The 11201-nt window shown below is 68.4% G+C and carries 8 protein-coding genes; 4 read left to right on the forward strand and 4 right to left on the reverse strand.

The genetic code is table 11. The features are described from left to right. Positions 1 to 10 precede the first annotated feature (10 nt). Complete coding sequence (locus AC3A6M_RS19530) at positions 11 to 1012, reverse strand: GlxA family transcriptional regulator (RefSeq protein WP_487854389.1); 1002 nt, start codon at positions 1010 to 1012, stop codon at positions 11 to 13. A 94-nt stretch (positions 1013 to 1106) separates the two neighbouring features. Here AC3A6M_RS19530 and AC3A6M_RS19535 point away from each other — a divergent pair, with 94 nt between their 5' ends. From AC3A6M_RS19535 to AC3A6M_RS19545, 3 genes are all read left to right on the forward strand, one after another. Beyond that, on the forward strand, positions 1107 to 1883 hold the full coding sequence (locus AC3A6M_RS19535; RefSeq protein ID WP_487854390.1) for an MBL fold metallo-hydrolase: 777 nt from the start codon (positions 1107 to 1109) through the stop codon (positions 1881 to 1883). A gap of 475 nt (positions 1884 to 2358) precedes the next feature. After that, entirely contained in the window at positions 2359 to 4275 is a 1917-nt protein-coding gene (locus AC3A6M_RS19540; protein ID WP_487854391.1) for a sensor domain-containing diguanylate cyclase, read from the forward strand. A gap of 10 nt (positions 4276 to 4285) precedes the next feature. Continuing rightward, positions 4286 to 4723 carry a MarR family winged helix-turn-helix transcriptional regulator gene (locus tag AC3A6M_RS19545; RefSeq protein ID WP_487854392.1) on the forward strand — a complete coding sequence of 146 codons (438 nt, stop codon included), beginning with the start codon at positions 4286 to 4288 and terminating at the stop codon, positions 4721 to 4723. On the opposite strand, the gene AC3A6M_RS19550 is transcribed toward AC3A6M_RS19545, so the two are convergent. The 3 genes from AC3A6M_RS19550 to AC3A6M_RS19560 all read right to left on the reverse strand — a co-directional run bounded on the left by AC3A6M_RS19550 (position 4720) and on the right by AC3A6M_RS19560 (position 9829). Further along, positions 4720 to 6837, reverse strand: coding sequence for a sensor domain-containing protein (locus tag AC3A6M_RS19550; protein ID WP_487854393.1), 2118 nt, complete (start codon positions 6835 to 6837; stop codon positions 4720 to 4722). The genes AC3A6M_RS19545 and AC3A6M_RS19550 overlap by 4 nt on opposite strands. A gap of 82 nt (positions 6838 to 6919) precedes the next feature. After that, positions 6920 to 7708 carry a hypothetical protein gene (locus AC3A6M_RS19555; protein ID WP_487854394.1) on the reverse strand — a complete coding sequence of 263 codons (789 nt, stop codon included), beginning with the start codon at positions 7706 to 7708 and terminating at the stop codon, positions 6920 to 6922. A 42-nt stretch (positions 7709 to 7750) separates the two neighbouring features. Next, positions 7751 to 9829, reverse strand: coding sequence for a CARDB domain-containing protein (locus AC3A6M_RS19560; protein ID WP_487854395.1), 2079 nt, complete (start codon positions 9827 to 9829; stop codon positions 7751 to 7753). A 207-nt stretch (positions 9830 to 10036) separates the two neighbouring features. Between AC3A6M_RS19560 and AC3A6M_RS19565 the strand changes: the two genes are divergently transcribed. Then, a complete protein-coding gene (locus tag AC3A6M_RS19565) occupies positions 10037 to 11104 on the forward strand; it encodes an aldose epimerase family protein (protein WP_487854396.1) in 1068 nt (355 codons plus the stop codon). Positions 11105 to 11201 lie beyond the last annotated feature (97 nt).

The raw sequence follows: 11201 nt of genomic DNA on the forward strand, positions 1-11201 counted from the left end.
CGCGCGAGGCTCAGGTCGGCGCCGCAGCCGGGGGCGAAGCCCGGGAGGACGTTCTGAACTGCCTGCGGTAGGCGGCCGGCGAGGTCTGCAGGGTCGCCCTGAAATGCTGGCGCAGCGAAAGCGCGGAGCCGAAGCCGGCCTGCTGCGCCACCAGCTCGACCGGGACGTCGCTGCCCTCGAGCAGGGTGCGCGCATGCTGCAGGCGCTGCTCCAGCAGCCACTGCTTGAACGACATGCCGGTGGCCTGGCGGAAGTGGCGGGTGAAGTTCCGCCGGCTCATGGCGGCGCGCCCGGCCAGCGTGTCGAGGTCGTGCTGGACGTCGAGGTGGCGACCGACCCACTCCAGCACCCGCGCCAGCCGGCCGTCGCTCGGCGACACCGGCAGCGGCCGCTCGATGAACTGGGCCTGGCCGCCCTGGCGGTGCGGGGCCACCACCAGCCGGCGCGCGACCGCGTTGGCGGCATCGGCCCCGCACAGGCGGCGCAGCAGGTGCAGGCAGCAGTCGATGCCGGCCGCCACGCCGGCCGAACTGAGGACGTCGCCCTCGTCGACGTACAGCACTTCCGCGTCCACCTTCACCTTCGGATAGCGGCGCGCCAGCTCGCCCGCCGCCGCCCAGTGGGTGGTCGCCGCGCGGCCGTCCAGCAGGCCGGCCTCGGCCACCGGAAAGGCGCCCAGGCACAGCGCCACCACGCAGGCCCCGCGGGCTTTGGCCTGGCGCAGCGCATCCAGCAGCGCCGGCGGGGCGGGGCGGCAGTCGTCGTGCCAGGCCGGCATGACGACGATGTCGGCGTCCGCCAGGGCATCGAGACCGTGGCCGGGCTGGATGCCGAAGCCGGCGCTGGTGCCCAGCGTTTCTCCGGCGTCTCCGCCCAGCCCGCACACGCGCAGCGAAAACGCCGCCTGCGCGCCCAGGCTGCTGCCGAACACCAGGCAGGGGACCGACAAGTGGAAGGGCGTCATGCCGTCGAAGGCGATGACGGCGACTGCAAGGGGGCGTGGATTGTGCATGGCCCGATTCTATCGCATGCTGGCTTGCGGGCCACTATCGGCCCGGCCGGCTGCCCAGCACAATGCTCCCACTTTCAATTCATCAGGAGCCGACATGCACGTCCAGCAGATCCGCAACGCCACCCTCGTCATCGACTTCGCCGGAAAACGCTTCCTGGTCGACCCGCTGCTCGCCGACCAGGGCGCCTATCCGGGCTTTGCCGGCACCGCCAACAGCCACCTGGCCAATCCGCTGGTCGGCCTGCCGGTCTCCATCGACGAGCTGCTGGACGTCGACGCGGTCGTCGTCACCCACCTGCACGCCGACCACTGGGACGACGCCGCGCGCCGCCTGGTGCCACGTGGCCTGCCGCTGTTCGCCCAGAACGAGGCCGATGCGGCGGCCTTGCGCGCCGACGGCTTCGCGGACGTGCGCCTGATCGACGGCGCAGTGTTCGAGGGAATTACCCTGCGCAGGACCGGCGGCCAGCACGGCAGCGACCAGGTGATGGCGGTGATCGGCGAGCGCATGGGGGAGGTGAGCGGCGTGGTGTTCAGCCACCCGATTGAACCGACCCTGTACGTGGCCGGCGACACGGTGTGGAACCGCCATGTCGAGGACAGCCTGGCTGCCTGGCGGCCGGCGGTGGTGGTGCTGAACTGCGGCGACGCCCAGGTGCCCGGCCTGGGCGCCATCATCATGGACCAGCACGACCTGGCCAGGGTGGCGCGGGCGGCGCCGCAGGCGACCATCATCGCCAGCCACCTGGAGGCGGTGAACCACTGCGTGCTGTCGCGCGCGGCGCTGCGCGCGTTCCTCGACAAGGAGGGCCTGCGCGGGCGGGTGCTGGTGCCGGAGGATGGGGAGGTTTGTGCGTTTGCCCGTGAATGACGTCGTTCGCGCGAATAGCCGTCGTTCCCGCGAAGGCGGGAACCCAGGTTTGTATGCGTTTCGTTAGCTCAAGCAGAACTTGGGTCCCCGCCTTCGCGGGTGCTTTCTTGGAGAAGGCCTCCACCTTACGAGGCCGGCAATGCCATCTCGGTTAGATGACACACACAATGAATGTTGTGTAGACCCCACTCATCAGCGAAGCCGGACAGGCCGCGACGCCCCGGCCGGCCGGAGGGACGGCCGCTGCCGTCGACAGCGCCTTTACTCTTGTGAACAGGAAAAATATTGAAATCTCACAAATATTTTCGTTATACAATTCATCATCCGTGTTGAATCCGTACTAACGGTTTCCTCATGGAAATAAGAAAGGCAATGCTGCACAGCTCGTCTGGAATGCAATAGAATCGCCAGTCCCCGACCACCGGCCTCGATCCTGCCGGTTCTTTTCTTGGCCGCGCCGCGGCAAGGATGATTCATGCTCAGTCAACAAGAACTCGCAGAACAGGAGCGCGTCAAGGCCTTGCGCGCCCTGGCAGTGCTCGACACCCCCCAGGAAGACCGCTTCGACCGCTTTACCCGCATCGCCGCCGCCGCCTTCGGCGCGCCGATCGCGCTGGTCTCGCTGGTCGACGCGCAGCGCCAATGGTTCAAGTCGCGCATCGGCCTCGAGCCGGGCGAAACCCCGCGCTCGCTGGCCTTCTGCAGCCATGCGGTGGCGCTGGACGACTTGCTGGTGGTGCCCGACACCCATCTCGACGAACGCTTCGTCGACAATCCGCTGGTGGTGGGCGCGCCGTTCATCCGCTTCTACGCGGGCCAGCCGGTGCGCAGCGTCGACGGCCAGCCGCTGGGCACCCTGTGCATCCTCGACCGCCAGCCGCGCCAGTTCGGCGATGCCGACAAGCGCATGCTGCGCGACCTGGCGCAGATGGTGCAGGACGAATTGAACCGCGGCGTGCTGGTGGCCGCGCGCGACGCCGCCCAGATGGCGCTGCGCGAGCTGAACGTGCAGCTGGAACGCCGCGTCGAGGAACGCACCCGCGAACTGCACGCCAAGAACCGGCTGCTCGAGCAGGAGGCGCAGCAGCGCCAGCAGGTCCAGCAAATCCTGGTGCAGAAGCAGGAGATGCTCGACGCCGTGCTCGAATCGGTGGACGTCGGCGTGGTCGCCTGCGGCGCCGACGGCGCGCTGACCCTGTTCAACCGCGCCGCGCGCGACCTGCACGGCATGGACGTCGAGCGCCTCAAGGTGCAGGAATGGGCGCAGCACTACCGTCTGTTCGAGGAAGACGGCCTGACGCCGCTGGACGAAGCCCGCATTCCGCTGGCGCGCGCGCTGCGCGGCGAGCATGTCAAGGATGCGCCGATGACGGTCGTGCACGAGCAGGGCGGCACCCGCCGCGTGCTGGCCAGCGGCCGCGCGCTCAAGGGCCCGCACGGCGAGGCGCTGGGCGCGGTGGTGGCGATGAAGGACGTCACCGAGCTGGCCGAGTCGCGCGCCCGCATCGTCGAGAGCGAGGAATGGCTGCGCACCATCGCCGACAACGTGCCGGCCCTGATCGCCTACGTCGACACCGGCCTGTGCTACCGCTTCGCCAACCAGCGCTACCAGGAATGGTTCGGCGTGAAGAGCGCCGACATGCTCGGCAAGACCGTGCCCGAAGCGATGGGCGAAGCCTTCTTCGCGCCGCGCCGCGAGGCGCTGGAACGCTGCCTGGAAGGCCACGCCTCGGCCCTCGAGATCGAGGAGGAGCGCCGCGGGCGCCGCCGCGTGATCAGCACCACCTACCTGCCGCACCTGCGCGACGGCGCGGTGCAGGGCATCTACGTGCTGTCCACCGACGCCACCTCCGCGCGCGAATACGAGCGCCAGCTGCACGCGCTGGCGCATTCGGACCACCTGACCGGCCTGCCGAACCGCCGCAGCTACGAAGAGCGCCTGGTGCAGGCGATCGCGCGCTCGCGCCGCAGCGCGATGGCGATGGCCCTGGTCTACCTCGACGTCGACCACTTCAAGCAGATCAACGACAGCCTCGGCCACGCCAGCGGCGACGCCGTGCTGCGCGAATTCGCCCGGCGCCTGTCGGCCACGGTGCGCACCAGCGACACGGTGGCGCGCCTGGCCGGCGACGAGTTCGTGATCGTGCTGGAGCAGGTCGGCTCGGCGCGCGAATGCGGCCGCATCGCCGACAAGCTGCTCGAAGCGCTGCGCGCCGACTTCCTGGTCGACGGCCAGCCGCGCCGGGTCACGGCCAGCATCGGCATCGCCTGGTCCGCCCATCCGGAACAGGCCGCGCTGGCGCATGCGGCCGACGAGGCCCTGTACCAGTCCAAGCGGGAAGGGCGCGACACGGCCACGGTGCTGACCACCGGCGGTGGGCACCGGGAGTAGGATGCCTGCCATGGAACCGACCACGACCCCCTTGCTGGACGACCAGCTGTGCTTCGCGCTGTACTCGACCGGGCTGGCGATGAACAAGGTGTACCGCAAGCTGCTGCGCAAGCTCGGCCTGACCTATCCGCAATACCTGGCGATGCTGGTGCTGTGGGAGCGCGACGGGGTGACCGTGTCCGACATCGGCGCGCGGCTATTCCTGGATTCGGCGACCTTGACGCCGCTGCTCAAGCGCCTGGAAACGGCCGGCCTGGTCACGCGCACCCGCTCGAACGCCGACGAACGCCAGGTCGTGGTCGGCCTGACCGACGCCGGCCGTGCGCTGGCCAGGGAAGCTTCGGCGATCCAGCAGCAGGTGCAGTGCGCGGCGGCGTGCGCGCCGGGCGACCTGCTGGTCCTCAAGCGCCAGCTCGAGCTTTTACGTAGCAAGTTGTCGGCGGCCTAGCCGGCGTCCGTGTCCGGCTGCGAGCACCCCGGATCCGCCTGCTGCGGCGTCGTGCGCTGGGCCAGCAGCAGGGCCTGGAACTCGCTGGCCCGCATCGGCTTGCCGATCAGGTAGCCCTGCAGCACGTCGCATGCGGTCGAGCGGATCGCGCTGGCCTGCGCCTCGGTCTCGATCCCTTCGCAGATCACGGCCAGCTTGAGCGACTTGGCGAAGGCGATCACGCCGTTGACGATGTCCAGGCAGCGCCGGTCCTGTTCGATCTCCTGCACGAAGGAGCGGTCGATCTTGATCGTCGTGATCGGAAACTGGCGCAGGTAGGACAGGTTCGAGTAGCCGGTGCCGAAATCGTCGAGCGCGATCCGGAAGCCTTCCTGCTGCAGCGAGCGCAGCACCGATGCGGCCTTCTCGATGTCCTGGGTCAGCATGCTCTCCGTGACTTCCAGCTTGATGCATTCCGTGCTCAGGCCGTAGTGCGCCACCAGGTTCTTCAGCAGCAGCGGCAGGTTCTCGTCGGTCAGCTGGCGCGGCGAGACGTTCACCGCCACCTGCAGCCGGTAGCCGAGCAGCTCCCATTCGCGCGCCTGGCGGCAGGCTTCCTCGCAGACCCAGGCCCCGACCGCCGTGATCGCGGGCGAATCCTCGAGCATGGACAGGAAGGCGCCCGGAGCGAGTATGCCCAGGCGCGGATGGTCCCAGCGCAGCAGGGCCTCGGCGCCGACCACGGCGCCGTTGGCGGCGCTGATCTGCGGCTGGTAGTAGAGCACGAACTGGCGCCGTTCGAGCGCGGAAAACACTTCCTGGCGCAGCTGCAGGCGCTCCTTGATCATGCGGGCCGACTGCGGCGAGAACAGGCTGAAGGTATGGCGGCCGTTGTCCTTGGCCGCGTACATGGCGGCGTCGGCATTGTTGAGCAGCTCGTCCGCCGTCACCTCGCCGGGCTTGCCGAGCGCGATCCCGATGCTGGCGCCGACCGTGACCTTCAGGTGGCCGACCGCGATCGGTTCGGCCATCCGCCGCAGCACCGACGCCGCCAGCGCCTTCGCCGATGCCGCATCGGCATTCGTGAGCATGAACACGAATTCGTCGCCGCTGATGCGCGCCACCATGGTGTCGTCGTCCTCGAAGCCGGCCAGGCGCCGCCCGATTTCCTGCAGGGCCAGGTCGCCGGAATGGTGGCCATGGGCGTCGTTGACTTCCTTGAAGTGGTCGAGGTCGACGAACAGCACGCCGATCATGCTGTCGCGCGCCAGCGCCTCGTCGATCGCGCGCAGGCAGCTGAAGCGGTTGTGCAGGCCGGTCAGGCTGTCGTGGGTGGCCAGGTGGACCAGGCGCTGCTCGGCTTCCTTGCGCTCGGTGATGTTGGCGAAGAACACCGTGAGACCATTTTTCGAAGGATAGGCGCGCACCTCGATCCAGATCCCCAGCGGCTCGTAGAAGTTCTCGCAGCTGGCGAATGCCTGGCTCGCGAGCGCGCGCCGGTAGGTGTCGTCGAACGGGCCGCCGACGCCTTCCGGGAATTCCTCCCACATGTTCTTGCCGAGCAGGTCGGCGGGCTGGCGTCCCAGCAGGGCCGCGCCGCGCGCGTTAATGTAGGTAAACCGCCAGTCGCAGTCGACCGAGAAGCAGCCATCCGAAATGTTTTCGAGCACCGTGACGAAACGCGCGTGGGCGGCGGCCTCGGCTTGCTGGGCATGGATGGTTGCGCTGACGTCTTCCAGGAAAGCGGCGAAATTCGTAATGACGCCAGCGCCGTCCAGCACCGGGAACAGGTGCATGCGGTTCCAGAACGGGGTGCCGTCCTTGCGGTAGTTGTGCAGGGTGCAGGTGCAGGGCAGGCCGGCCGCGATGGCCTCGCGCAGTCCGTCCAGCTCCGGCTGGCTGCGCTCGTCGTTCTGCAGGAAACGGCAGTTGCGGCCGATCACCTCCGCCAGCGTGTAGCCGGTCATCGCCTCGAAGGCCGGATTGGCCCAGGCGATCGGGTTATCTTCGCGCCGCGCATCGGTGATCACGATGGCCGTGCTGCTGGCCCGGATCAAGCCCTTGAAGAAGGCGGCGGGCTTGTCCTCGAGGTTCACGAGGGTGAGCTGGTTGTAGTCCCACGGGTGCGTTGACATGGTCGGCTGTTCAAGAACTTGACGGCCCCAGTGTAATCGCGCCCGCCGATACGTGGAGCACGCAAGCGGACCCGTCGGCAGGTCAGCGGCGCATGCCGAGGGCCGCCATTTTCGCGCGCAGGGCGCGGCGGTCAGCGTCGATCTGGTCGCCGTTCGTGCGGCTCGACAGGGCGCTTTTCTCCTTGCGGCCAAGGAAGTAGGCGATGCGCTCCGCATTCGCTCCGGACGGGTGGGGAATCCCGTGCAGGATGCGTTCCTCGTCCAGGACCCCGCGGCGCGCCAGCCAGGACAGCGCCTGGCCGACCCTGGGGCCGAGCGGTACATACACGGCGTCGGGCAACTGCGCCGCTTCAAGCGCGAAATAGTCCAGCAGCTGCGACTGCAGCAGCGGCGTGGTGACCATGTTCGGGTTCGCGCCGTTGTAATTCACGCCATTCACGAACACCGGGTGGCGCAGCGCCGCCGTCACGTGCATCAGGTGGGCGTCCATACCGAACAGGGTCGCGCAGCTGGCGATGCCGAGCCAGCGCTGCAGGCCGACGCTGTCGAGCAGGGCCACCAGGTTGGGGCGGATCGCGCCGCTGAAGGCGCCGGTGTACTTGGCGGCGCGCAGCAGCTCGTGCTCGGGTGCGCCCAGGGCGAGCTGGCGCCGCGCCTCGCGCACCGCGTTCTTCCATTGCGCGAAACCCGGCGTGATCCCGACCACGACCACGCGCGCCTGGAGGTTGACGTAATCGAAGGGGATGTAGTGCGTGCTCAGCGGACCGGCGCCGGCCAGCAGGAAGGAAGAGGGAATCCCGACCGGAGCGCCGATGGCGTCCGGGTCGGTGTCGAGGATGATGTCGCGGAAGCGGTCGAAGGTGGCAGGCATGCGGCATTCTGCCACGCCTCGACCTCTCCCTACGTCACGGCCTTACTTGATATACACGCTGGCCTGCGTCTTGTTGTTCGACTCGTTCGATTCGGCGACGCTGTTGTCCGGATCGGCGATGGCGGTCAGCACATGCGTGCCGCGCGTGCGGGTGGTCGGCCAGACCAGGCTGACGTCCGCACTGGCGCCCGGGGCCAGGCTTACCGGCGCGCTGCTGCCGACGACCGAGGTGTCCTCCAGGAACTTCACCACGACGCCGCTGGCGGCGCTGGTGCCCTTGTTGGCGACGGTGGCGACCAGGGTGGCCTTCGAGTTCACCTGCACCGCGCGTACCGAGGTCACGACCAGGTCGGGCTGGTCGAAGCGGGCGAACAGGCGCCTGCCGTCGGCCTGGCGGGCGATCGTGGCGAGCTCGCTGTGGTAGCCGTTGGCCGGATCGTCGGCGGGCGACGGGCTGGCGGCGCAGGCGAGGGTGCAGCCGTCCGCATAGCCGACCAGCAGGCGGCCCTCGGCATCGACCGTCGCGTCCATGAAGTCGAGCAGGTTACGGCAGGGATTCGAGCCGCCGCCCAGCCAGACGCAGCCCGCCTGCACCGGATCGGTCGGCGTCGCGTCGGTCGTGACCCAGCTCTTGCCGCCGTCGTAGCTGTGGGCGATGTACAGGTGCCACTGGCCGGTGAAGCCGGCGTCCTGGTAGTTGCCGGCGGTCGGCGTGCCGAGGTAGGCGAAGGCGGCGCGGTCGGCGTCGCCCGCGACCACGGCCGGGAACACCGTGTTCTGGATGCCGAACGGGGCGCTGAGGTCCTGGTCGTCGGTCCAGGTCATGCCGCGGTCGCGCGTCACGGCCACGCGCGGATGGCCGTCGCCGTTCTGGTAGCCGAAATAGACGGTGCCGTCGGCGCCGATGCCGACCGAGGGATCGCTGTCGCCGGCGGTGCTGCCCGGGACCTTGCGGATGGTCCAGGTCATGCCGTTGTCGGTCGATACCGCGAAGCCCTGCTGGCCGCCGCAGTTCTTGTTCGGCAGGTAGACCGTGCCGTCGGGCGCCACCTTCACGTGGCCGTGCAGGCCGCCGCAATCGGCGATGGTGTAGACCGGCATCGAGGGGCCGTAGGTCAGGCCGCCGTTGTCGCTGCGCGCGCAGGTGGCGGCGGCGAGCGACTGCGAGCAGTAGTACACCGCGTGCGGGTAGCTTCCCAGCAGCGGCGCGAGTGCCGCCACGTAGGGGCCGCCACCGATCGACTGGTGGTCGACGCCCTGGCCGACGCCGCCGCCCTGGGTCGGGGTCCAGCTGTCGCCGTCGTTATCGGTATAGCAGGACAGGCTGTTCACGACCGGGTTGGCGAGCAGCTGGGATTCGATGCTGTGCCCGAGTTTCGAATCGGTCCACAGGATCGGATCGAGGCCGGTGACCGCGGTACAGTTGGGCAGCCCCGCCGAGCGGGCCTGCCAGGTCGCGGTCGCGGGCTTGACGGTGTCGTTGAAGGCCACCTGCAGGGTCTGGGTATTCGACTGGAACAGCACCTTGCCGCTCTTCCAGTTGGCGCCGATCGAGGGCTCGCCGGCGGTGGTGCCGAGGCCGCTGCCGGCCGGCGGCTGGTAATTCACATAGCTGGGCGGGGTGCCGGTTCCGGGCGCGGCCGGCGCCGGCTTGGCGACCAGCTCGACGCTGGCGGAGATGCTTTCGCCGAGCGGCGCGTAGGGCACGACACGGACCGTGTAGGTGCCCGGCACCGCCGGCAGGATGGCGACCTCGGGATCGGCCTGCGAGGCGGCGGAACCGACCACGTTGCCGCCCTCGTCGAGGATGTACAGATCGAAGTCGGCGACGCCGTTCGGCCACTGCACGCGCACCGCCAGGTCATGGTCGGCGGCATAGGCGGCCGGCACGTCGACGGTCAGGGTGAAGTCGTCGCAGGGCAGGACCGTATTGCAGGTGACGGCGCCGGCCAGGCCGCTGGTGTTGGGCACCAGGAAGGGCCCGGCCGCATAGCTCAGCGTCGCGTTCCGGTCGCTGACCGTGCCGCTGGATGGCGTGGCGGCGCCAGCCAGTCCCGCGTGCAAGCCGGAGTACAGCACCGCCAGGGTCAGCGGCAAGGTAGACCATTTTTTTGTTCTCATTACGCGTTCTCCTTGGTCGCGCAGGTATGGTGGCAGAACCGTTCCGCTCGGTATCCATCCCGCGTTCTGAGGACAAAAATAGCAGAGCTCGTCAATACGAGTTGCACAGTAGAAAATACGGATTTTCCCCGGCAAAGGCGCGCAAGCTACGGTTTTGTCCATGCTAGGATCGGTTTTCGACGTTCCATTCTTCGGAGACGACATAACGTGCAAGCGCAAACCGGTATCACGCAGGCGCCGTTCGGGACCTTGCCCGACGGCGCGCCAGTCACCCAGTTCACCCTCGCCAACCGCCAGGGCATGCAGGTGCGGATCCTCGATTTCGGCGGCATCATCAGCGAGATCCACGTGCCGGACCGCGACGGCCGCCTGGCCGACGTCGCCCTCGGCTTCAGGGAACTCGAACCTTACCTGGACGCGAGCCCGTATTTCGGCGCCCTGATCGGCCGCTACGGCAACCGCATCGCCGGGGGCCGATTTGTGCTTGACGGTCACAAATACACGCTGGCCACCAACGACGGCAACAACCACCTCCACGGCGGCAGGCGCGGCTTCGACAAGGTGCTGTGGCAGGCCGCCGTCGAGGGCGAGGAATTGCGGCTGCGCTACCGCAGCACCGACGGCGAGGAGGGCTATCCGGGCAACCTGGATGCGCAGGTCGTCTACCGCCTGACGGACGATAACGAGATCGTGGTGCGCTTTTCCGCGACCACCGACCGGCCGACCCCCGTCAACCTGACCCAGCACAGCTACTTCAACCTGGCCGGCATCGAGGGCTGCGGCGACATCCTCGGCCACGAGCTGTTCATCGACGCCGCCGGCTTCGTGCCGATCGACGCCGGTTCGATCCCGCTGGGCGGGGTGCGACCGGTGGACGGCACGCCCTTCGATTTCCGCCAGCCGCGCACTATCGGCAGCCGCATCGGCGAGCACGACCAGCAGCTCGCCAACGGCCAGGGCTACGACCACTGCTTCGTGCTCGACAAGCCGGCCGGCAGCCGCGAGCTGGCGCTTGCGGTACGGGTGCGCGATCCGGGCTCGGGACGGGTGCTGGAGCTGTTCACCCAGGAGCCCGGCGTCCAGTTCTACAGTGGGAACTTCCTCGACGGCAGCCTGGCGGGCAAGGGCTGCGCTTACCCGCACCGGGGCGGCTTCTGCATCGAACCCGAGCATTTCCCGGATTCGCCCAACCGGCCGGACTTTCCGAACACCATCCTGCGTCCGGGCGAGACCTATGCGACCGAGTCGCGCTTCCGGTTTTCGGTGTTGTTTTAAGTCGTCGTCGTTTTCACATTTTTACTGCGAATTAATATTTGTCCATCGACTGGAGTCCGCTTTGCGCCGTACTCTATGTTGCTTTGGGTAAATTTTC

The organism is Telluria sp. Soil_C_11 (assembly GCF_057657395.1).

What these genes read in the sequence shown, in the direction of transcription:
- AC3A6M_RS19550 (WP_487854393.1), bottom strand. Translation starts at nt 6,837, where the DNA reads ATGTCAACGCACCCGTGGGACTACAACCAGCTCACCCTCGTGAACCTC.
- AC3A6M_RS19535 (WP_487854390.1), top strand. Translation starts at nt 1,107, where the DNA reads ATGCACGTCCAGCAGATCCGCAACGCCACCCTCGTCATCGACTTCGCC.
- AC3A6M_RS19545 (WP_487854392.1), top strand. Translation starts at nt 4,286, where the DNA reads ATGGAACCGACCACGACCCCCTTGCTGGACGACCAGCTGTGCTTCGCG.
- AC3A6M_RS19540 (WP_487854391.1), top strand. Translation starts at nt 2,359, where the DNA reads ATGCTCAGTCAACAAGAACTCGCAGAACAGGAGCGCGTCAAGGCCTTG.
- AC3A6M_RS19555 (WP_487854394.1), bottom strand. Translation starts at nt 7,708, where the DNA reads ATGCCTGCCACCTTCGACCGCTTCCGCGACATCATCCTCGACACCGAC.
- AC3A6M_RS19560 (WP_487854395.1), bottom strand. Translation starts at nt 9,829, where the DNA reads ATGAGAACAAAAAAATGGTCTACCTTGCCGCTGACCCTGGCGGTGCTG.
- AC3A6M_RS19530 (WP_487854389.1), bottom strand. Translation starts at nt 1,012, where the DNA reads ATGCACAATCCACGCCCCCTTGCAGTCGCCGTCATCGCCTTCGACGGC.